The organism is Paraburkholderia sp. RHO2 (genome assembly GCF_050955445.1).
GTDB lineage: Bacteria > Actinomycetota > Actinomycetes > Mycobacteriales > Mycobacteriaceae > Prescottella > Prescottella agglutinans_A.
Genome location: NZ_CP162617.1, coordinates 2,530,184 through 2,549,859, shown reverse-complemented (window position 1 = coordinate 2,549,859; position 19,676 = coordinate 2,530,184). Strand labels below are relative to the sequence as shown.

The window sequence follows — 19,676 nt, the reverse complement described above, 5'->3', positions numbered from 1 at the left end:
GACGCACCACACGGTGGACGTCAGCGGTGACTCGGTGCCTGCGCCGCGGCCGCGCGGCCGGTGAGATCGTCGAGCGTGAGGCGATGCGTCGGTGGTCGGTCGAGGATCATCGTCCGAGCCACGTCCTGGTGCGGGCCGACGTGCAGAAGTTCACCGGGGCACAGCGATTCCCAGTCCGGGTCCTCGTCCATCTGCTCGGTGGCCACCACGACGGCGGGCAGCGCCGACAGCGCGCCGGAGCGGGCACGTACCGTTCCGGCGCCACTGGCGTGGTCGAGGTGCCGTCGGCCGCTGGGGCCACCCGGCCGGCGCAGCAGGACCAGCAGGTCGTGCGTGTCGGGGTACCGGAACGCCCACATCTCGTCGGCGCTCACCAGCACGAAGTTGAGCGCCAGCACTCGAAGGTTGTCGGCGATCCATCCGACGGCCGCCGAGATTCCGGCCGCCACGTCCCCGTCCTGCTCGTCGACGTGCCGGGTGATCAGGGCGAAGAAGCGCTCGGAATCGGTGTCGCCGTGGACGAGGTCGCGGTAGTCGCCGAGCTCGGCCTCGAGCAGCGGCAGGTCCTTGATCACCCCGTTGTGGGCGAACATCCGGCCCTTCTGCTCGAACGGATGCGTGTTGGCCGGCACCGCCTCGCCGGTGGTCGCATATCGGACGTGCGCGACATACGTCCGGGATTCGCGTTCCTTCGCCTCGAGCGCGAACTGCCGGTCCTCGTAGGCCGCGAGCGGTTGCTTCTCCACCCGCGGCGTGCCGTCCGGCGCGAAGGTGCCCAGCCCGGTGCCGTCCGGCATCCGCCGACTCTGCTCCGCGAGGCTGTCCTCCGCGTCGAGCAACCAGAACGTCGCGTGCACCCGGTGCGGCGTCGCGGACAGTCCGAACAGTCGACACATAGTGGTCGCCCTCCTCGCCTCGAGGCCGGTCCCGACCAGTATGACGGCGCACCCCGGGCCGGCGGGCGTGTTCGCGCCGTCAGAACTCCATGCCCGCATCGGCACCCATCTGCATCGTCGTGTTCGCGCCGTCGAGCGATTCGCGAATGATGTCCGCGTGGCCCGAATGGTGCGCGGTCTCCCGCAGGATGTGCAGCAGCACGCGGCGCGCCGTCCACCACTGTCGTTCGGGTGCCCACGGGGCGGTCGGCAGGGGCACGAGCAGGTCAAGGTCGTCGAGCGACGCGACCACGGACTCCGTCGCCCGGGCCGCCGCATCGTAGTCGGCAAGCAGCTGCGCGACGGTCTCCTCGTCGGTCATCCGGTACTGCTCCATCGCCGTCTCCATGTCGAAGGCGGCGGTCTCGTCGCGTTCGAGGATCGTCGTCACCCAGTGCTGCTCGGTGTGCACGAGGTGCTTGAGGAGTCCACCCAGCGTCAGTTCGCTGACCGTCGTGCGGGTTCGGGCCTGCACGTCGTCGATGCCGCGCATCGTGATCAGGAAGTTGTGTCGCTGGTCGGCGAGCAGGTCCAGGATGTCGGCGCGCTCGCCGCTGGTGATGGTGTTCTCGGTCATCGGATCGTCCTTCGTTCGGATTCGGTGTGCCTCGATGGGAACGACGCTACGGATGATTGCGGACAGCTTCGGTCCTCATTGGTCGGGCGGCGAAGATTCGTGTCTCGAGACGTGTCGGCGGACCGACCGATCTAGCCTCGACGTCGTGAGCACCGTCCCCCACGACTTCCTCGCGGCGCACCTGCCGGCGTACGACCTCGCCGCCCACGCCGTCGCGGCTCTCGAAACGGCGGCGAACAACGTCCGCGCAGCGCTGGGCCTACCGCCGCACGAGGCGGCACCGAATCCGGAGCGGATCGCCGCATCCTTCGCGGGCGACAAGATGTTTCGCCTCGCGGGCAGGCCGGTGACGCCGCGGCGCGGCCCGGTTCGGATGCGGCCCACTCGCTTTCGCTGCGCACCCGGACGGCGATCGCGCCCGAACTATCCGCACCACCGCGCCCGACTGCTCGGCGCACTCGGTCTCGACGGGGCCTGCGATCGCGAACGATTCCGACGACAGGTCGCGGCGCTGACGGCCGCCGACGTCGAGGATCGCGCCGCCGCCGCCCGGTGATCTCGTCACCGTCCGGGTGCGCGCCGACCGAGGTCGGCGGCGGGCGTCCGGCACGGGCCCGGCGCCCCTGGCGGGTGTGCGCGTCCTCGACCTGACCCGGGTGATCGCGGGGCCCGTCGCCTCCCGCGCGCTCGCGCTTCTCGGCGCCGACGTGCTGCGCATCGATCCTCCGCACCTGCCGGAGATCGAGTTGCAGCACCTCGAGACCGGGCAGGGCAAGCGGTCGGCGCGGCTCGACCTGCGGAAGCCGGACGGGCTCGCCACCTTCCGGGCTCGGGTCTGGTGCACGGCCGGGTCTGCGCGTGGGGGCGCACCGGGCCGTGGGCCGGGCGACGCGGCTTCGACAGCGTCGTCCAGGCCGCGTCGGGCATTGCCGTGATCGAGGGCGACGACGCCCCCGGTGCACTGCCTGCGCAGGCGCTCGACCACGCGTCTGGATACCTCCTGGCGGCCGGCGTGATCGACGCGCTCGTCGACGTGCGACGCGACGGCACCGGACGCGACGTCGACGTCTCCCTGGCCCGGACCGCCGCGTGGCTGCTCGGTCGGCCGAACCGTCGGCAGGCGCCGCCGCCGGCGCGCTTGCCCGGTCCCGACACCGTCGTCACCCACGGCCAGATCACCACGGCCCGACCGGCACTCGCGGAGTTCGACGACTACCCGTTCCCGGCACGCACCTGGGGAGCCGACGCGCCGCGCTGGTGATCGCCGTCCGCTCGGATCACGCCGAGCACGATGAGGACCTGGGCGGCGATGTACGTCGCCATCACCCAGAACCCCTCGACGGGCGGGGTGAACCAGTCGGCGAACGCGCCCATCGCGATCATCCCGTCCGACACCAGGAACAGGCCGCCGCCGATCGCGGCGGTGCGATTCACGCCGGCCGACAACACGGCCATGACGCCGAGCGCCGCGCCGTACACGAGCGCGGGCCCCATCAACACGCCCGCCCCGGGTGCGCACGCGGCGATCAGCAGCGCCACCGCGACCACGTACGCCACCACGACACCGCGATTGCGCCGCAGCACGGCCCTCGTGGTGAACGGTGCGAAGGCCGCGATGTACGTGAGCTGAGCCAGCAGGAAGAACCCCACCATGAGGAGGAACGCGGTGTCGCCGTCCGCCAGGTCGGGTGCGGAGTCGCCGAGCCACGAGAACCCGAGCGCGACGACCGTGAGGACGACCAACCGGCTGCGCGGGACGGCCGTGGACAGCCACAGCACCGCCGCGAGCACCGGCATCAGGAACCACTGCGTGACGTCCGCCGCCCGGCCCGCGCCGACGAGTTGCGCAACCAGGTGCACGAGGGCCAGCACCGCGAAGGCTGCCCACGCGAGCCGGATGGACGTGTTCTGCCGCGTTTGCACGGTCACATGCTAGGGCGCGACGGGCCGCCACCGACGCGATCCGACCATGTCCGCAATGATGAGTGCCATGGCAGCAGAACACAGCTACGCGCTCGACGTCGCGTGGACGGGGAACCGCGGTACCGGCACGAGCGGCTACCGGGACTACGACCGGGAGCACACGGTGACCGCACCCGGGAAGCCGCCGCTGCGCGGCAGTGCCGATCCCGCCTTCCGCGGGGACGCGGACGGGTGGAATCCGGAGGAGTTGTTGGTGGCCGCCCTGTCCCAGTGCCACATGCTGTCGTATCTCGCGCTGGCCGCGGCGGAGGGCGTCGTCGTCACCGGATACACCGATCATGCGACCGGACGGATGCACCTGAATCCCGACGGCTCCGGACAGTTCACCGAGGTGGTGCTGACGCCGCGGGTGATGGTGGCGGACCCGTCGATGGTGGCGGCGGCCGAGCGGCTGCACGCCGATGCACACGGCACGTGCTTCATCGCCCGCTCGGTCGCCTTCCCCGTCGAACACCGTGCGGACATCGCCGTCGCAGGCGCGGCGCGATGAGCGAGCGCACCCGGCTGATCGTCGACGTCGACACCGGCATCGACGATTCGGTCGCTCTCCTTTACCTGCTGGCGCGGGACGACGCCGAGATCGTCGCGGTCCTGTCGACCGCCGGCAACGTCCCGACCGCGCAGGTCGTGATCAACAACCTGGCGTGGTTGGAACTGTGCGGGCACCCCGACATCGAGGTCGCCGTCGGCGCCGACGGCCCGCTGAGTACCCCGTTGCGCACCACCGAGGACACCCACGGACCGCAGGGCATCGGGTACGCGGTACTCCCCCGCCCGACCCGCCGCCCGTCGGACCGCACCGCGGCGCAGGCGTGGATCGACCTCACGCGCGAGCACCCCGGTGAACTGGTCGGGCTCGTCACTGGCCCGCTCACCAACCTCGCGCTGGCGATCCGCGCCGATCCCGAACTCCCCGGCCGACTGAAACGTCTTGTCGTGATGGGCGGCGCGTTCCAGCATCCGGGCAACACGACACCGGTCGCGGAGTGGAACATCTCAGTCGACCCCGAGGCCGCCGCCGAGGTCTTCGCAGCGTTCTCCGCGGTTCCCGAGGACCGTTCGCCGATCGTCTGCGGCCTCGACGTGACCGAGCGCATCATCATGCGACCCGAGCATCTTCGTCGCCTCGCCGAACTCGCCGACAGCACACCGGCCGAGACCATCCGCACCGAGGACGACTCGTCGGCCCGGTCGAGCACCTCGAATCCGGTGGTGCGGCATCTGTCCGACGCGGTGCGCTTCTACTTCGAGTTCCACCGCGACCACGGGCAGGGATTCATCGCACACATGCACGACCCGTTCGCGGCCGCGGTCGCGCTCGACCCCGGCATCGCCCGGTACCGGCGTGCGACCGTCGACGTCGAGACGGAGGGTCGGATCACCCGCGGGCAGACCGTCGCCGACTGGTACGGACTGTGGCAAAGATCACCGAACGCGTACATCACCTGGGAAACCGATGCGGACGCGTTTCTCGACGACTTGATTCGCCGAATCGCCGGCCTCGCCAAGACCGTCGCGGTGTCGCGGAAGCGAACCGAACGGTAGCTCCTCACTGGTACCGTTTTCGTCGATCTGGATGAACGTCCAGTCGGGCGTCCGGCTGCGTCGACCAGGTCGTTCAGTCGGGAAAACAAGGCGGTACACGTGGCACGACAAGCACGCGCCGTGGCAACACGGCAGCAGATCATCAGCGGAGCGGCTCGGATGTTCGAGCGGTCAGGGTTCGAAGGGGCGAGCCTCGGCGACATAGTCGACGGAGCAGGCACCACCAAGGGCGCGCTCTACTTTCACTTCCGGTCGAAGGACGAACTCGCACGAGTCGTCATCGACGAACACCACAGGACCTCGGTCGACATCGTCCAGGCCATCTCCCGGACCGGCGCCAGCCCGCTTCGACAACTCGTGATGCTGTGTCACGAATCGGGGCGGCAGATCATTCACAATCCGATCGTCCGCGCCGGCGGGCGGCTCACGCTCGAGCTCAGCGGCGCCGACGGACGGGACCGGCCGTACCGCGAGTGGATCGAGGGCAGCCGGATGATGGTCGAATCCGGCATAGCCCGCGGCGAGATCGCCCCAACGGTCCGGCCGGACACCCTCGCGCACTTCCTGATCGGTTCGTTCACCGGTGTCCAACTGGTGTCGCATGTCCTGACGGGACGCGAGGACCTCGAGCAACGCATCGACGAGATGTGGCTGCTGCTCCTGCCCGGTATCGCCACCACGCAGGACGCGGGCGAGCTGGCCGAGATTCGCGCGTGCCGCTGGACCCCTCCGGTCTCATCGGAACCTCTGGCGTCATCGGAAGCGCTGGCGGCGGATTCGCCCATCGGCGCGTGAGACAGGGCCCCTGCAGCCGGAACGGCTGCAGGGGCCCGCGGGCGTCGGGCACACTGCCGGGCATGGACCAACGCATCCACTTCGTGACGATCGCGACGCCGGACCTCGATGCGGCGCGGGCGTTCTACTGCGGCGGACTCGGATGGGAGCCGCTGCTGGACGTGCCCGGGGAGATCATCTTCTTCCAGACCGCGCCGGGCACCGTGCTCGGACTCTTCGACGCCGAGAAGTTCGTCGAGGACATCGGTCGACCCGGTACCCACCCCGCGTCGTCGGGAATCACCTTCTCCCACAACGTCGACAGTGCCGAGGCCGTCGACGCGCTCGTCGCCCAGGCCGTTCGCGCGGGCGCAAGTGTGGTCAAGCGCCCGCAGCGTGCGGCGTTCGGCGGCTATCACGGGCACTTCGCGGACCCGAACGGCGTGATCTGGGAGGTCTGCCACAACCCGGGGTGGAGTGTCGATCCGTCCGGGCGGGTGCGTCTGACCACCGACATCTGACCCGTCGGAGAACGACGGCGGCCCCGCATCACCGGCAGTGATGCGGGGCCGTGCGAGAACTGTTGCGCGGAGCGCTATTCGGTGCCGTCGAACGCGTCGAGGATCCGATGCGCCGCCAGCGCTGCGGTGAGTGCGCCGTCGCGCACCTGCGCCTCGACCTCGCCGCGAATCTTCTTGACCCGCTCGTTCGAGTCGAGTCGCCGCAGCAACTGGTCGTGCACCATCGACCATGTCCAGTCGACCTGCTGCTGATGCCGCTTGCGTTCGAGCTCACCGGCTTCGCCGAGGACCGTGCGGTGCCGCAGCACCTCGTCCCAGAACGCGTCGATGCCCGTGTTCTCGAGCGCGCTCATGGTCAGCACCGGAGGCTTCCACAACGCGTCGTGCGGGTAGATCAGCCGCAACGCGCCGGACAGTTCGCGGGCCGCGGCCTTCGCCTCGATCTCGTGCTTGCCGTCGGCCTTGTTGACGCTGACGATGTCGGCGAGTTCGAGGACACCCTTCTTGATGCCCTGCAACTGGTCGCCGGTCCGCGCGAGAGTGAGGAACGTGAACGTGTCGACCATGTTGGCGACCGTCACCTCGGACTGCCCGACACCGACTGTCTCGACGAGGATCACGTCGTAACCGGCGGCCTCGAGCAGCACCATCGTCTCGCGCGTCGCCTTCGCGACACCACCGAGCGTGCCCGACGTCGGGGACGGCCGGATGAACGCGTTCGGCTCCACCGACAGGTTCTGCATCCGGGTCTTGTCGCCGAGGATCGACCCACCGGTGCGGGTCGACGACGGGTCGACCGCGAGGACGGCGACCTTGTGCCCCAACGAGATCAGGTGCATCCCGAGGGCCTCGATCGTGGTCGACTTGCCGACCCCGGGAACACCCGTGATCCCTACCCGGATGGCGTTTCCGGCGTGCGGGAGCAGGCGCAGCAGCAGCTGCTGCGCCTGCTCCCGGTGATCGGCCCGGGTGGACTCGACGAGCGTGATGGCCTTGGAGACATCACTTCGCCGGCCCGCCAGAACCGCGTCACCGAGCGCTACCAGGTCCAGAGGCGGACGATTAGTCGGCGGCAATCGGATCGTGTCCCAACTGTTCCGACAGCTTCTGCAGCAGACCGATCGCCGCGTCGGCGAGGACCGTGCCGGGCGGGAAGATCGCCGCGGCGCCGGCCTGGTACAGCTCGTCGAAGTCACCCGGCGGGATGACGCCGCCGACCACGACCATGATGTCGGAGCGACCCACCGCAGCGAGGGCCTCCCGCAGCGCAGGCACCAGGGTGAGGTGACCGGCGGCGAGGGAGGACACACCGACGATGTGGACGTCGGCGTCGGCCGCCTGCTGGGCGACCTCCTCGGGGGTCTGGAACAGCGGTCCCACGTCGACGTCGAAGCCGAGGTCCGCGAAGCCGGTGGAGATCACCTTCTGTCCACGGTCGTGGCCGTCCTGGCCCATCTTCGCGACGAGGATGCGGGGACGACGTCCCTCCTCCTCGGCGAACTTCTCGACGAGTTCGATTGCCTTGGAGATGTTGCTCACCTTTCCGGCCTCGTCCCGGTAGACACCGCTGATGGTGCGGATCTCGGCCTGGTGGCGCCCGTACACCTTCTCGAGCGCGTCGGAGATCTCGCCGCCGGTCGCCTTGGCCCGGGCGGCGTCGATGGCGAGTGCCAGCAGGTTGTTCTCCATGCCGCCCTCGGTGGAGGCGGCGGCGCGGGTGAGCTCGGCGAGGGCGGCCTGCGTGGCGGCCTCGTCGCGCTCGGCGCGCAGCTGCTGCAGCTTGGCGATCTGCTCGGCGCGCACCTTGGTGTTGTCGACCTTGAGGACCTCGATGCTGTCCGGCTCGTCCGGCACGTACTTGTTGACGCCGATCAGCGGCTGCCGGCCGGAGTCGATACGGGCCTGCGTGCGGGCCGCAGCCTCCTCGATGCGGAGCTTCGGGATACCCTCCCCGATGGCCTGCGCCATGCCGCCGGCCTCCTCGACCTCGGCGATGTGGGCGCGAGCCCGGTTCGCCAGCTCGTTGGTGAGCCACTCGACGTAGTGCGAGCCGCCCCACGGGTCGATCGGACGGACGGTGTTCGACTCCTGCTGGATCAGCAGCTGCGTGTTGCGGGCGATGCGGGCCGAGAAGTCGGTCGGCAGCGCGATCGCCTCGTCGAGCGCGTTGGTGTGCAGCGACTGGGTGTGGCCCTGCGTCGCAGCCATCGCCTCGATGCAGGTGCGGCCGACGTTGTTGAACACGTCCTGCGCGGTGAGCGACCAGCCGGAGGTCTGCGAGTGGGTACGCAGCGACAGCGACTTGGCGTTCTTCGGAGCGAACTTCTCGACCAGCTCGGCCCACAGCAGACGCCCGGCGCGGAGCTTGGCGACCTCCATGAAGAAGTTCATGCCGATCGCCCAGAAGAAGGACAGTCGCGGCGCGAACTTGTCGATGTCCATGCCCGCGTCGAGACCGGCGCGGATGTACTCGATGCCGTCGGCGAGCGTGTAGGCCAGCTCCAGGTCGGCGGTCGCACCGGCCTCCTGGATGTGGTAGCCCGAGATGGAGATCGAGTTGAACTTCGGCATCTTCGCCGACGTGTACGCGAAGATGTCGGAGATGATCCGCATCGACGGCTTCGGCGGGTAGATGTAGGTGTTGCGGACCATGAACTCCTTCAGAATGTCGTTCTGAATGGTTCCGGCCAGCTGCTCGGGCGCGACGCCCTGCTCCTCGGCTGCCACGACGTACAGCGCCAGGATCGGCAGCACCGCACCGTTCATGGTCATCGAGACCGACACCTGCGACAGGTCGATGCCGTCGAACAGCTGACGCATGTCGAGGATCGAGTCGATCGCCACGCCGGCCATGCCGACGTCACCCTGCACGCGCGGGTGATCGGAGTCGTAGCCGCGGTGCGTGGCGAGGTCGAACGCGACCGACAGGCCCTTCTGACCGGACGCGAGGTTGCGGCGGTAGAAGGCATTGGACTCGGCGGCGGTCGAGAATCCCGCGTACTGGCGGATGGTCCACGGCTGGTTGACGTACATCGTCGGGTACGGGCCACGCAGGAACGGGGCCTCACCCGGGTAGCTGCCCAGCGGGTAGCCGGCGGCCTCGGCGGCGTCGCGGTCAGCCTTGGTGTAGACCGGCTTGACGTCGATGCCCTCGGGTGTCGACCACACGACCTGCTCGGCGGTGTAGTTGTTCGCGGTCGCCAGGTTCTCGACGAGCGCCTCGGTCTGCTCCGCGGTGGGAGCAGGCGGCTGCGGGAACTCCGGGTCCGTCAACGCGACGTCGGCAAAGCTGCCGATGAGGTGCTTGACCTCGTTCGTTGTCACTTCGATGCTCCCAGTCACTTGTTGTCACCGTCGATAGCGTCGAGCAGTTCGGTCAGGGCCGCGACTGCGTCGATGCGAGCGGTCAGGAATCCGTCGGGGCGACCCGCGCCCTCCACCTCGGCGAAGGTCTTCTCCGGGCCGGCCAGCAGCACCTGCTCGATGCCGGCGTCGCGGAGCGCGGCGACAGCCGCGGCGCCCTGCTCGCCGTAGCGCTTGTCGGTGCCACACAGCACCGCGATCGTCGCGCCCGACTCCTTGACGGCCGCAGCGATGCCGCCGTCGGCCGGATCCAGCGGACCGGGGTTGACGGCCTCGATGCCACCGGAGGCGAGGAGGTTGGTCGCGAAGGTGGTGCGCACGTTGTGCTCGGCGACCGAACCCAGCGGTGCCAGCAGCACCTCGGGCCGAGCGCCGTTCGCGGCGAGGAAGGCGTCCGAGCGGTCGCGCAGCGCCTCGAACGCGGCGGCGTAGCGGGCGACGGTGGCACCGGCCTCAGCCGCCCCGGCGGGCAGCGGATCCTCGCCGAGATTCGGGAACTCGTTGACGCCCGTGACCGCGGTCCGGCGGTGCGCGATGTCGGAGTCACGTGCGGCCTTCGTCGCAGCGACCCGGTCGGCGATCAGGCCGGCCGCGAGTGCGGCACGGTAGCCACCGGCGGCCTCGATCTGCTGGAAGAACTCCCAAGCTTTCTCCGCGACCTGCTGCGTCAGCTGCTCGACGTACCACGAGCCGGCACCCGGATCGAGGACGCGGCCGAGGTGCGACTCCTCGAGCAGCAGCAGCTGGGTGTTGCGAGCGATGCGCTCGGAGAACGACTTCGAGACACCCGCAGCCCCCGCGGGCAGTGCGACGTCGAACGGCAGGACGGTGACCGAGTCGGCGCCGCCGACACCGGCACCGAACGCGGCGAGGGTGGTGCGGAGCATGTTCACCCACGGATCGCGCTGCGCCATCATCGCGGCCGAGGTCACCGCGTGCTGAACCGCGCCACCGAACTCGGAGGCACCGCACACCTGTGCGACCCGCGCCCACACCTGACGGCCGGCGCGGAACTTCGCAATGGTCTGGAACTGGTCGTCGGTCGCCGCGAGGCGGAACTCGAGCTGGCCCAGGGCCGCCGAGATCGTCAGCCCCTGCTCGGCGAGCACGCGCAGGTACTCGACACCGGCCGCGACGGCCGCGCCGAGCTCCTCGGCGTCGCCGGCACCGGCGTTGTGGAATGCGGTGCCGTCCACCGTGATCGCCCGCACCGTCTCGGCGCGCGCGGAGGCGGTGTCGGCGAGCGCGACCGCGTCGACCAACTCGATGCCGGCGGCTCCGGAGAACGCGTCGGTGAGCGGCGAGGCGCCGAGCCCGACCCGCACCTGGGCGCGGTCGGTGACGCCGTCACCCGCGGCGGCACGCTCGTCGAGCAGCGCGAAGAGCTGCTGGGCCGCGGCGGTGGTGTCAGCACCGGCGTCCAGGGTCAGCGGCGCCAGATCCAGCAGCACGCCTGTGAGCGCGAGGTCGAGCGCGGCGACGGGGAGGTTCTTGCCGCCGAGCGACAGCTGTACCGCGCTCACGCCGTTCTCGAGGCCGTCGAGGATCGTGCGGTTGACCTCCGCTGCATTCTGCACGTCCTGACCGAACAGGGCGCTGACGAGCCAACCGGAGTTGACGTCACGGCTGCCGTCGGCGCCTCGGACGAACGGGAACTGTCCGGGCAGCGGGGACTCGGGGAGCTCGTCGCGGCCGGTGTACAGCGGCGAGACCGTCACACCGTCGTAGGTGGTGGTCTCGAGGAGCTTCTGCGGTTCCGGGCCCAGCTCGGCGGCGTCCACTCGACGCGACTTGGCGAGCACGCCGGCGACGGCCTGCTGCCATTCCGAGTAGGCGCGCGCGGCGTCCTCGGCTTCTGAAGCTGGTGACACGGGGCGACTCCCTCTCACTCTCGTGTGCGATCGCTCATGGCGAACGGTCTTCCAATCGGACAGAACAATCGGACAAACAAATGGGACGATTACCGTCCCCTGACTTGTGATGCTAACCGCACCCGCCCGGTAGCCGACGTGAGGCCACCCACGGTTCGTTAGCCTCGATTCATGACCGTTGCGAACGTCCTGGAAGAAGGTGTCTCGATCACCCCGCAACGGCTGTTCCGAATGAGACCGCCGCAGCGGCTGGACGGTGTCAACCGCATCACCATGGAGATCGACGGACTCGACCCGCAGGTGGCCTCCCCCACCGCCACGCTGGGCATTCTGGTCGACGACGTCCTCGGTTTCACGCTGTGGGACCGCCGCGGGGAGCGCACCGGCCTCGTGACCGCGGATCTGTCAGTGGATTTCATCACACCGACCGGTTGGGTCGGCCCCGAGCTGCACGCCGACGGCCGTGTGGTGACGGTCACAGAGGACGGCGGCGTCAGCGCCACCGAGATCCGCGACGCGGCCGGCACCCTGATCGCGACCGGCACCTTGTGGGGCAACTTCGTCGACGGCGGCGCCGACCGCAGCACCGGTATCGTGCGCCCCCTCGCCACGACCGACACGTTTCCCGCGCCCTCGGCGTCCCCGCTCACGCGTATCGGCGGACGATTCGACGGCGGTGACGGCACCCGCCTGATCGTGCCGCCCAATGCGGCCCTCGCGAACAAGCTCGGGGTGATGCACGGCGGCATCCAGGCGAGTGCGATCGACCTGGTCGGCAACGCGGCCGTCAGCACGCCCGACGCACCGATGCACACCGCGTCGATGCGCATCAACTATTTCCGCCCCGCGTCCGTCGACTCCGACGTCGTGTTCACCGCCGAGGTGATCCGGGCCGGCCGGTCGGTCGCCGTCGCCCGCGTGACGAGCACCGGCGGTGACGGTCGGGTGTGCGCGGTCGCCACCGTCACGTGCCGCCGGCCCAGCAGGCCCGCCGCCACGGCGCGCTGAGGCGCAACGTTCGTTCGCGAATCACGGCGCGCTGCGGGGGTACCCTGATCGATCGTGATTGCGCGACTGAGGGATCCCCGACTTCTCGGCGCCCTCGTCGGGTTGGCCGTGCTGTTCGTCGCGGCCGCGATGGTGCCGCGCCCGTCGATAGACCAGATCCGGACGTGGGCCGATGCCGTCGGGCCGATGTTCGTGGTCGTGTTCTTCCTCGTGCATGTCGTGGTGACGATGGCACCGGTTCCCCGCACCATCTTCACGGTCAGCGCGGGCGTGCTGTTCGGGGCCACGACGGGCATCGCCGTTGCGATCGCGGCCACGACGGTCAGCGCGGTACTCGCACTGCTGGCGGTGCGCGCGATCGGCCGTGACGCGGTCGCCGCCCACCTGACGCACCCGGCGGTGAAGGCGGTCGACGAGCGCCTGGCGCGGCGCGGGTGGCTCGCGGTCGGGTCCCTCCGGTTGATCGCCGCGGTCCCGTTCTCGGTGGTCAACTACTGCTGCGGCGTGTCCTCGATCCGCGTGCTCCCCTTCACCGTGGCGACCGTTGTCGGGGCTCTGCCGGGCACCGTCGGCGTGGTGCTGCTCGCGGACGCGCTCACCGGCGAGACCGATCCGGCCATGCTGGCGGTGTCCGCGATCTGCATCGCCGTCGGCGTCCTCGGCCTGCTCGTCGACGCCCGGACGCCGGTCCGCGAGGCGGCCGTCAAGGATCAGGACTGAACTCCGAAAAGTAAAGGCTTGTGCCTTGATATCCGTGCATCAAGCCCTTAGCCTTACCGCATGTACGTCCTGACCGTCGATCAACGCGGCAGCCGACGCGACATCGACCGCGTCGCGCCGCTCCTGGCCGACCTTGCGCAGCGTCCTCTCGTGCGGCCGTTCGAACGCACCGCCGGTGACGAGGTCCAGGCCGTCACCGACGACCCGGAGACCGTCGTCGACGTGGCCCTCGATCTCGTCCGCCGGGGGTACTGGAGTGTCGGCGTCGGCGTCGGCGCGGTCGAGGAACCGCTGCCCGCCCAGACCCGGGCGGGCCGGGGTCCGGCCTTCGAGGCCGCCCGGGAGGCCGTCGAACGGGCCAAGAAGGCGCCGGCCGCGGTGGCCGTCGAGGCCGAGGACCCGGATGCGGCGCTGGACGCCGATACGGCCCTGTCGCTGGTCGCCCTGCTGGTGGCGCGGCGATCGCCGCAGGGACAGGCCGCGGTGGACCTGATGGCACGCGGACTCACCCAGGCCGAGGCCGCCGCCGAACTCGAAATAACCAAGCAGGCCGTGTCCCAACGGCTTTCCGCGGCGGGATGGCACGCCGAGGTCGCCGGACGGCGGCTGGCCGCACGACTACTCGGGAGGGCAGATCGTTGACCGCACTCAGCCTCGCACTGATCGGGATCACGGCGCTGGTGGGGACGGTCGCGGGCCGATTGGGGGCGGCCTCCCGGCCCGCGGGCGTCGTCGCCCAACTGGCGCCGGTTGCCGCCGTCCTCGCCCTGGCCGGCGCCGCGCTCGCTGCCACCGCGGCCCCGCCGGTCCACGGATTCGCCCTCGCCGCCACCTACGTCCTGACGGTGGCCGCCGCGGCGACCGGTGGCGCCCCGATGGTGCTGGCCGCCTTCCGGTTCGCCCGCAAGCAGCCCGACGCCGGACCCGAGCCGGACGACGGACCGCTGCGCGGCGGCCGCGTCATCGGTCTGCTGGAGCGGACCGCCGTCGCGGTGTCCATCCTCGCCGGCTGGCCCGAGGGCATCGCGATCGTCCTCGCCGTCAAGGGCCTGGCCCGCTACCCCGAGCTGCGCGAGCCGCACGCGTCGGAGCAGTTCATCATCGGCACCTTCACCAGCGTCCTGTGGGCGATCGCTGTCGCCGGGGTCGGCCGGGCGCTAGTCACCTGATCGTGCCGCGATTCCGCCACGCCGACACCGTCGTCACGGTGAAGCTGACCAGGGCGAACGCGAACACACCGAGCCACACCCCGTCCCACACGGACGGTTCCGACGTCATCCGATCGACCGCGGACGGTCCGACCAGCACAACGAGCCAACCCAGGAACAGCGTCCCGGCCCAGCGCTGGACCGGTTCGCTCTCCAACCAGCGCACCACGACCTACACCTGGCCCGGCGGCAACTCCTCCTGCTGCTCACCGCCACCGAGCAGATGCTCCTGGGTCAGCGGGCTCTCGACGGGCGTGCGGGCGACCGCCTCGGCGGCGCGGACCGCCCGCTCGACCGCCGGATCGGTCTTGGTCTCGAACCAGCTGGCGATCTCGTCGGAGTCGTCCTCGGGCCGCGGCAGGTTCTCGTCCTCGGTGCGGCTGGGCTCGTACCGGAACACGCCGTCCTCGCCCGGCGCGCCGAGCGTCTTCGCGAATCCCTTGAGTGCGTCGCCGAAGTCGCTGGGCACGAGCCACACCTTGTTCGCGTCGCCCTGCGCCATCTGCGGCAGCGTCTGGAGGTACTGGTAGGCAAGCAGTTCCGGCGTGGGCTTGCCCGACTTGATGGCCGCGAACACCTTCTCGATGGCCTTGGCCTGGCCCTGCGCCTGCAGGTACTTGGCGGCGCGCTCACCCTGGGCGCGCAGGATCCGCGACTGGCGCTCGCCCTCGGCCGACAGGATCGACGCCTGCTTCGCGCCCTCCGCCGCGAGGATCTGGCTCTGCTTCGCGCCCTCGGCCGTCTTGATCGCCGACTCGCGATGGCCTTCCGCATTGAGGATCATCGCCCGCTTCTCGCGGTCGGCCTTCATCTGCTTCTCCATCGACTCCTGGATCGACGGCGGCGGATCGATGCTCTTGAGCTCGACACGCGCGACGCGCAGACCCCAGCGGCCGGTGGCCTCGTCGAGCACGCCGCGCAGCTGACCGTTGATCGAGTCACGCGAGGTGAGCGTCTCCTCGAGGGTCATGCCGCCGACGACGTTGCGCAGCGTGGTAATGGTGAGCTGCTCGACGGCGGCGATGTAGTTGCTGATCTCGTAGACCGCGGCCTGCGGGTTGGTCACCTGGAAGTACACGACCGTATCGATCGACAGCGTCAGGTTGTCCTGCGTGATCACCGGCTGCGGAGCGAACGACACGACCCGCTCGCGCAGATCGACCTTTGCCCGGATCCGGTCCACGAACGGGACCAGGAACGTCAACTGACCGGACACGGTCTTGATGTAGCGGCCCAGGCGTTCGATCACGGCCGCCTCGGCCTGTGGCACCAGCGCCACCGACTTCGCGACCACCACGACGACGAGTACGACCAGTACCGCCAGAACTATGAGTGCAGCCATCTCTCCTACGGTCCCCTCCATACGACGGCGGTGGCGCCGTCGATCTCCATCACCGTGACTGTCGTCCCCGGTGGGTACACCTCGGTGACGTCGAGCGGACGCGCGGTCCACACGTCACCGTCGAGCTTGACCTGGCCGCTGTGCGCGGCGACCTCTTCGAGGACGAGCGCCTGCTTGCCGGGCAGGGCAGCGGTGTTCATCAGCTTGAGCGGGGGCTTGTCGAAACGACGCAACAACGCCGGCCGCACCCCCAACACGAGGGCGAGCGACACGACACCGAACACGATCGCATCGACCCAGACAGGGAAGTCGGTCGCCGCGCTGAAGCCGGCCGTCACCAGCGCGCCGCCGGCCAGCATCAGCAGGAAGAACTCCCCCACCAACGCCTCCGCAGCCGCCAGCAACAACCCCGCCACCAGCCAAATCAGAGCTGCCACAGCACCATCTAACCAGAAGTCCCGCTGAGCGAGACGCGCGAGAATCCGCCGGTCAGTCCACGGTCACGAAGTCGACGAGCCGCTCCACGGCACCGATCAGCGGCGCCTCGAGGTCCCGGAAGCTGCCGACCGCGCCGTAGACCCGACGCCAGCCGTCCTGCGGTGTGCCCCAGCCGAGGGCATCGCACACGCCGGTCTTCCAGTCCCGCCCGTGCGGGATCCGCGGCCAGGCCTCGATGCCCACCGCTTTCGGCCGGACCGCCTCCCACACGTCGATGTACGGATGCCCGGTGACCATCACGTACGGGCCGAGCCCCTGCGTCAGGCGTTCCTCCTTCGAGCCGGTGACGAGGTGGTCCACCAGCACACCGACCTTCCGGCCCGGCCCGGGCTGGAACTCGGCCAGGCGGTCGGCGAGGTTGTCGAGGCCCTCGAGGTGCTCGACGACCACGCCCTCGACGCGTAGGTCGTGTCCCCACACCCGCTCGACGAGCGCGGCATCGTGAACGCCCTCGACCCAGATCCGACTGGGCAGTGCGGTGCGCGCGCGGAGTCCCTCGACCTTCGTCGACCCCGACGCCGAGCGCTGCGGCCCCTTCTGCGCCGCCTGCGGGGCAGGGCGAACGAGGGTGACGGGCCGGCCGTCGATGAGGAACGCGGCCTCCCGCATCGCGAACAACCGGGTGCGGCGGGCGCCGTCCTCGAGGCGCACGAACTCGCCGTCGTAAGTGCGTTCGATGCCGACGACGGCCCCGCAGAATCCGGTTGCCGCGTCCTCGACCACCAGGTCCCGCTCCGCCGCCACCTGCGGCGTCGTGGGCTTCCGGGTCCGGGAATGACCGGCGAAGATGTCGCCGTAACTGTTGCTCGCGTTCACGGCACTTCACGCTAGGTCAGACGGGGGCGGGCGCGGATCCCGCCACGCCGTCCTATGCTCGTTTACCGTGAGTTCCCCCAGCGCGACGCTGACCGTGTGGGCCGGTTCCTGGCTCGCCGGCGACAGTGCACCCGACGACGTGATCGACGCCCTGCACCAGTGGGCGCCGATGCACATCGTCGGCGCGTCCGACGCCGGGACCGCGCAGTCCACCGGCCTCGACTGGCCGGGTGTGCAGGACGGTGCAGGGCCGATCCTGCTCCGCCTGGTGCGCCAGGCCGTCGCCTCCGACGGGGCCGAGGTCCGACTGGTGCTGCCGGCACCCGGCGACGTCCGCGGGCTTCCCGCCGGCACCGGTTTCGCCCGGGCTGCGCTCGACGCCGGCGAGGGAATCCTCGTCGGCGAGACAGGTCAGCCGGGCATCGGCCTGGTCCCGGTCGTCGAGGGTCCGGATGTGCTGCGCTGGACGGTCTTTCCGATCGCGACGGTACCGGCGCCCGGCGAGCACACCGGGCTCGGCGCGGCCGAGTACGCGATGCGGGAGGCGATCCGCGACGCCGCCGACGCCCTCCTGCAGCTGTCGTCGATACACACCGGACGCCCGGGCACCGATCCCCGCCGCCGCATCGCGGAGGCGCTCGACGACCGGGCGCACCACCGCTATCCCGACGCGGTGCCGACCCGCGCGCTGCGCATCCTCGACTCGGCGGACCAGGTGGCCACCATTCTCGCAGTGGCCGAGGAGGATTCGCCGACAGAGGCCCCGTCCGCGTCGACCGCCGCCGCCCGCGAGGATCTGCTGCGTCCACTGTGGACCGCGGTGCGAACGGCCCGGGTGGCGGCCGTGTCCGCGTGCGCCCGCTCCGCGCACCGCGCCTGACCGACTCAGCCGTCGCGGTGGTTCATCACGATGTGCCGGTCGATCCGCACGTGCTCGTCCAGCGTCGGGTAGCGCAGGCCCGTGACGCTGCCGTAGTCGTGGTGTCGTAGCCAGGCGTACACGTCGCCCCACAACCAGATGCCACCGGAGACGGTGTTGAACGGGACCGGGAAGGGCGTCCCACGCTGGCGCACCCCCCGCACCCACTGCCCCACCGCCTGGCGGGTCACCCCGGCGCGGTCGGCGATGTCCTGACGCGTCACCAGATCCGGGTGGGTGCGCACCGGACGGACCCCCTCGGCCACCAACTGGTCGACCAGGCTCATCCCGGCGGTCGCGCAGCGCATGCCCTCGGCCGTCACCGTCAACAACTGCAGTCCACCGTGGTCGTCGACGCGGCCGTCGAACTCCTCCGCGACCGCGGTCTCCCGCGAAACCGTCAGCAGCGGAACGATGAACGTGAACTCGAAGCGGTGGTAGAGGCTGTCGTGCACCCGCTCAACATAGTCCGCCCCGCCTGTTTCCCTCCGGAAACGCGGCGGGCCGGTCAGCGGACGCTCGGCCGACGGACCGGTGCGCAGCAGTCGACGGCGCACAGGCGTCCGTCGACGGAGGCACCGAGCAGCGGCTCCCGACCGAGCCGCTCCGGCGCGGCGCCGGAGCGGCGTTCCTCGACCAACTCCCGCACCATGCGGGCGAATCGCGGATCGGTGCCAGGCGTCGCGACGCGCGCGAACTCGATGCCCAGTTCCGCGGCCTTGTCGCGGGCCTCGGTGTCGAGGTCCCACACCACCTCGAGGTGGTCGGAGACGAACCCGACCGGGCAGACGATCACCGCCTGCGCGCCGGACACTGCGACCGCCTCGAGGTGGTCGCAGATGTCGGGATCGAGCCACGGGACCTGCGGCGGACCCGACCGGGACTGCCACACCAGGTCGAACTCGTCGACGCCGGCCGCCGCCGCGCACAGACGCGCCGCCTCCGCGACCTGGCGGCTGTAGAGGTGCCCGCCCTCGGCGGGCGGTCCGGCATTCGCGTCCGCCGCGAGCGGCACCGAGTGCGCCGTGAACACCAGCCTCGCCTGGTCCCGGACGTCCTCCGAAAGCTCCTGCCGCGCATCACGAATCGCATCACCGAAGGCGGCGACCATCAGCGGATGGTCGTAGTACTGCCGCAACTTCGACAGGGTCGGCGCGTCGCCGACTGCGGCGCGGGCCCGGACGATGTCCTCGTGGTACTGCCGGCACCCCGAGTACCCGCCCCACGCCGACGTCGGGAACACCAGGGCGTTGCGCACCCCGTCGTCGCGCATGCGCCCGACCGTCTCCTCGACCATCGGGTGCCAGTTGCGGTTGCCGAAGTACACCGGCAGATCGATTCCGGCACCGCGCAATTCGTCCTCGACCCGCGCGATGATGTCGCGGTTGAGCGCGTTGATCGGCGACACGCCACCGAAGTGCATGTAGTGCTCGACGACGGCGTCGAGGCGTTCCGGCGGCACGCCTCGACCCCGCGTGACGTTCTCGAGGAACGGCCGCACGTCCTCCGGCTTCTCGGGTCCCCCGAAGGAGAGCACGAGTAGTGCGTCGAATGCCGTGCCCTGCTGACCGCTCATGCCCTCATTCTCGCCCGTCG

General features: G+C 70.3%; 24 protein-coding genes. 12 read left to right on the top strand and 12 right to left on the bottom strand.

Annotation, left to right across the window (positions count from 1 at the left end; genetic code table 11):
- Positions 1 to 20 precede the first annotated feature (20 nt).
- A complete protein-coding gene (locus ABTV10_RS11815) occupies positions 21 to 896 on the bottom strand; it encodes a class II glutamine amidotransferase (protein WP_499034912.1) in 876 nt (291 codons plus the stop codon).
- A gap of 79 nt (positions 897 to 975) precedes the next feature.
- Positions 976 to 1,512: a DinB family protein gene (locus ABTV10_RS11810; RefSeq protein ID WP_499034910.1), complete on the bottom strand. Its 537-nt coding sequence runs from the start codon at positions 1,510 to 1,512 to the stop codon at positions 976 to 978.
- Between the two features lie 145 nt (positions 1,513 to 1,657).
- Between ABTV10_RS11810 and ABTV10_RS11805 the strand changes: the two genes are divergently transcribed.
- The 3 genes from ABTV10_RS11805 to ABTV10_RS11795 are packed head-to-tail and all read left to right on the top strand — an operon-like array spanning position 1,658 to position 2,773.
- Complete coding sequence (locus ABTV10_RS11805; protein WP_499034907.1) at positions 1,658 to 2,068, top strand: hypothetical protein; 411 nt, start codon at positions 1,658 to 1,660, stop codon at positions 2,066 to 2,068.
- A 16-nt stretch (positions 2,069 to 2,084) separates the two neighbouring features.
- Positions 2,085 to 2,447, top strand: coding sequence for a CoA transferase (locus ABTV10_RS11800; RefSeq protein ID WP_499034904.1), 363 nt, complete (start codon positions 2,085 to 2,087; stop codon positions 2,445 to 2,447).
- A complete protein-coding gene (locus ABTV10_RS11795; RefSeq protein WP_499034901.1) occupies positions 2,351 to 2,773 on the top strand; it encodes a CoA transferase in 423 nt (140 codons plus the stop codon). Before ABTV10_RS11800 ends, ABTV10_RS11795 begins: the two co-directional genes overlap by 97 nt.
- On the opposite strand, the gene ABTV10_RS11790 is transcribed toward ABTV10_RS11795, so the two are convergent.
- Positions 2,725 to 3,435, bottom strand: a complete 711-nt coding sequence (locus ABTV10_RS11790; protein ID WP_499034899.1) for a lysoplasmalogenase — start codon at positions 3,433 to 3,435, stop codon at positions 2,725 to 2,727. The genes ABTV10_RS11795 and ABTV10_RS11790 overlap by 49 nt on opposite strands.
- Positions 3,436 to 3,502: 67 nt before the next feature.
- On the opposite strand from ABTV10_RS11790, the gene ABTV10_RS11785 reads away from it, so the two are divergent.
- The 4 genes from ABTV10_RS11785 to ABTV10_RS11770 all read left to right on the top strand — a co-directional run bounded on the left by ABTV10_RS11785 (position 3,503) and on the right by ABTV10_RS11770 (position 6,335).
- Complete coding sequence (locus ABTV10_RS11785) at positions 3,503 to 3,985, top strand: OsmC family protein (RefSeq protein ID WP_499034898.1); 483 nt, start codon at positions 3,503 to 3,505, stop codon at positions 3,983 to 3,985.
- A complete protein-coding gene (locus ABTV10_RS11780; RefSeq protein ID WP_499034897.1) occupies positions 3,982 to 5,040 on the top strand; it encodes a nucleoside hydrolase in 1,059 nt (352 codons plus the stop codon). The genes ABTV10_RS11785 and ABTV10_RS11780 overlap by 4 nt, the downstream gene beginning before the upstream one ends.
- Positions 5,041 to 5,139: 99 nt before the next feature.
- The gene (locus ABTV10_RS11775) at positions 5,140 to 5,835 is read left to right on the top strand and encodes a ScbR family autoregulator-binding transcription factor (RefSeq protein ID WP_499034896.1); all 696 of its coding nucleotides are present in this window, start codon (positions 5,140 to 5,142) and stop codon (positions 5,833 to 5,835) included.
- A gap of 62 nt (positions 5,836 to 5,897) precedes the next feature.
- Positions 5,898 to 6,335: a VOC family protein gene (locus ABTV10_RS11770; protein ID WP_499034894.1), complete on the top strand. Its 438-nt coding sequence runs from the start codon at positions 5,898 to 5,900 to the stop codon at positions 6,333 to 6,335.
- Between the two features lie 74 nt (positions 6,336 to 6,409).
- On the opposite strand, the gene meaB is transcribed toward ABTV10_RS11770, so the two are convergent.
- From meaB to mutA, 3 genes are all read right to left on the bottom strand, one after another.
- A complete protein-coding gene (gene meaB / locus ABTV10_RS11765) occupies positions 6,410 to 7,411 on the bottom strand; it encodes a methylmalonyl Co-A mutase-associated GTPase MeaB (RefSeq protein ID WP_499034891.1) in 1,002 nt (333 codons plus the stop codon).
- On the bottom strand, positions 7,398 to 9,608 hold the full coding sequence (gene scpA, locus ABTV10_RS11760) for a methylmalonyl-CoA mutase (protein WP_499035165.1): 2,211 nt from the start codon (positions 9,606 to 9,608) through the stop codon (positions 7,398 to 7,400). The genes meaB and scpA overlap by 14 nt, the downstream gene beginning before the upstream one ends.
- Positions 9,609 to 9,673: 65 nt before the next feature.
- Positions 9,674 to 11,569, bottom strand: a complete 1,896-nt coding sequence (gene mutA / locus ABTV10_RS11755) for a methylmalonyl-CoA mutase small subunit (RefSeq protein ID WP_499034890.1) — start codon at positions 11,567 to 11,569, stop codon at positions 9,674 to 9,676.
- Positions 11,570 to 11,740: 171 nt separating this feature from the next.
- Between mutA and ABTV10_RS11750 the strand changes: the two genes are divergently transcribed.
- From ABTV10_RS11750 to ABTV10_RS11735, 4 genes are read left to right on the top strand one after another with little or no spacing between them, the layout of a single operon-like run.
- On the top strand, positions 11,741 to 12,577 hold the full coding sequence (locus tag ABTV10_RS11750) for a PaaI family thioesterase (RefSeq protein WP_499034888.1): 837 nt from the start codon (positions 11,741 to 11,743) through the stop codon (positions 12,575 to 12,577).
- Between the two features lie 54 nt (positions 12,578 to 12,631).
- Positions 12,632 to 13,297, top strand: a complete 666-nt coding sequence (locus ABTV10_RS11745) for a TVP38/TMEM64 family protein (RefSeq protein WP_499034885.1) — start codon at positions 12,632 to 12,634, stop codon at positions 13,295 to 13,297.
- Between the two features lie 60 nt (positions 13,298 to 13,357).
- The gene (locus ABTV10_RS11740; RefSeq protein ID WP_499034883.1) at positions 13,358 to 13,939 is read left to right on the top strand and encodes a hypothetical protein; all 582 of its coding nucleotides are present in this window, start codon (positions 13,358 to 13,360) and stop codon (positions 13,937 to 13,939) included.
- On the top strand, positions 13,936 to 14,466 hold the full coding sequence (locus ABTV10_RS11735; RefSeq protein ID WP_499034882.1) for a hypothetical protein: 531 nt from the start codon (positions 13,936 to 13,938) through the stop codon (positions 14,464 to 14,466). Before ABTV10_RS11740 ends, ABTV10_RS11735 begins: the two co-directional genes overlap by 4 nt.
- On the opposite strand, the gene ABTV10_RS11730 is transcribed toward ABTV10_RS11735, so the two are convergent.
- From ABTV10_RS11730 to ABTV10_RS11715, 4 genes are read right to left on the bottom strand one after another with little or no spacing between them, the layout of a single operon-like run.
- Positions 14,459 to 14,674, bottom strand: coding sequence for a hypothetical protein (locus tag ABTV10_RS11730; RefSeq protein ID WP_499034881.1), 216 nt, complete (start codon positions 14,672 to 14,674; stop codon positions 14,459 to 14,461). The genes ABTV10_RS11735 and ABTV10_RS11730 overlap by 8 nt on opposite strands.
- A 3-nt stretch (positions 14,675 to 14,677) precedes the next feature.
- Positions 14,678 to 15,847, bottom strand: coding sequence for an SPFH domain-containing protein (locus ABTV10_RS11725; RefSeq protein ID WP_499034879.1), 1,170 nt, complete (start codon positions 15,845 to 15,847; stop codon positions 14,678 to 14,680).
- 5 nt (positions 15,848 to 15,852) lie between these two features.
- Entirely contained in the window at positions 15,853 to 16,284 is a 432-nt protein-coding gene (locus tag ABTV10_RS11720) for an NfeD family protein (RefSeq protein WP_433612865.1), read from the bottom strand.
- A 52-nt stretch (positions 16,285 to 16,336) separates the two neighbouring features.
- Positions 16,337 to 17,161: a DUF3097 domain-containing protein gene (locus ABTV10_RS11715; protein ID WP_499034878.1), complete on the bottom strand. Its 825-nt coding sequence runs from the start codon at positions 17,159 to 17,161 to the stop codon at positions 16,337 to 16,339.
- Positions 17,162 to 17,228: 67 nt separating this feature from the next.
- Here ABTV10_RS11715 and ABTV10_RS11710 point away from each other — a divergent pair, with 67 nt between their 5' ends.
- The gene (locus ABTV10_RS11710) at positions 17,229 to 18,041 is read left to right on the top strand and encodes an Rv1486c family protein (protein ID WP_499034875.1); all 813 of its coding nucleotides are present in this window, start codon (positions 17,229 to 17,231) and stop codon (positions 18,039 to 18,041) included.
- A gap of 5 nt (positions 18,042 to 18,046) precedes the next feature.
- Here the strand turns inward: ABTV10_RS11710 and ABTV10_RS11705 are convergent, their stop codons facing one another.
- Both ABTV10_RS11705 and ABTV10_RS11700 read right to left on the bottom strand, forming a co-directional pair.
- Complete coding sequence (locus ABTV10_RS11705) at positions 18,047 to 18,535, bottom strand: helix-turn-helix domain-containing protein (protein ID WP_499034872.1); 489 nt, start codon at positions 18,533 to 18,535, stop codon at positions 18,047 to 18,049.
- 53 nt (positions 18,536 to 18,588) lie between these two features.
- Positions 18,589 to 19,656, bottom strand: a complete 1,068-nt coding sequence (locus ABTV10_RS11700) for a ferrochelatase (protein WP_499034870.1) — start codon at positions 19,654 to 19,656, stop codon at positions 18,589 to 18,591.
- Positions 19,657 to 19,676: the final 20 nt, after the last annotated feature.

Excerpts from the sequence above, each read along its gene's own strand:
- ABTV10_RS11815 (WP_499034912.1), bottom strand. The coding sequence starts at position 896 with ATGTGTCGACTGTTCGGACTGTCCGCGACGCCGCACCGGGTGCACGCG.
- ABTV10_RS11810 (WP_499034910.1), bottom strand. The coding sequence starts at position 1,512 with ATGACCGAGAACACCATCACCAGCGGCGAGCGCGCCGACATCCTGGAC.
- ABTV10_RS11785 (WP_499034898.1), top strand. The coding sequence starts at position 3,503 with ATGGCAGCAGAACACAGCTACGCGCTCGACGTCGCGTGGACGGGGAAC.
- ABTV10_RS11780 (WP_499034897.1), top strand. The coding sequence starts at position 3,982 with ATGAGCGAGCGCACCCGGCTGATCGTCGACGTCGACACCGGCATCGAC.
- ABTV10_RS11770 (WP_499034894.1), top strand. The coding sequence starts at position 5,898 with ATGGACCAACGCATCCACTTCGTGACGATCGCGACGCCGGACCTCGAT.
- ABTV10_RS11750 (WP_499034888.1), top strand. The coding sequence starts at position 11,741 with ATGACCGTTGCGAACGTCCTGGAAGAAGGTGTCTCGATCACCCCGCAA.
- ABTV10_RS11740 (WP_499034883.1), top strand. The coding sequence starts at position 13,358 with ATGTACGTCCTGACCGTCGATCAACGCGGCAGCCGACGCGACATCGAC.
- ABTV10_RS11725 (WP_499034879.1), bottom strand. The coding sequence starts at position 15,847 with ATGGCTGCACTCATAGTTCTGGCGGTACTGGTCGTACTCGTCGTCGTG.
- ABTV10_RS11700 (WP_499034870.1), bottom strand. The coding sequence starts at position 19,656 with ATGAGCGGTCAGCAGGGCACGGCATTCGACGCACTACTCGTGCTCTCC.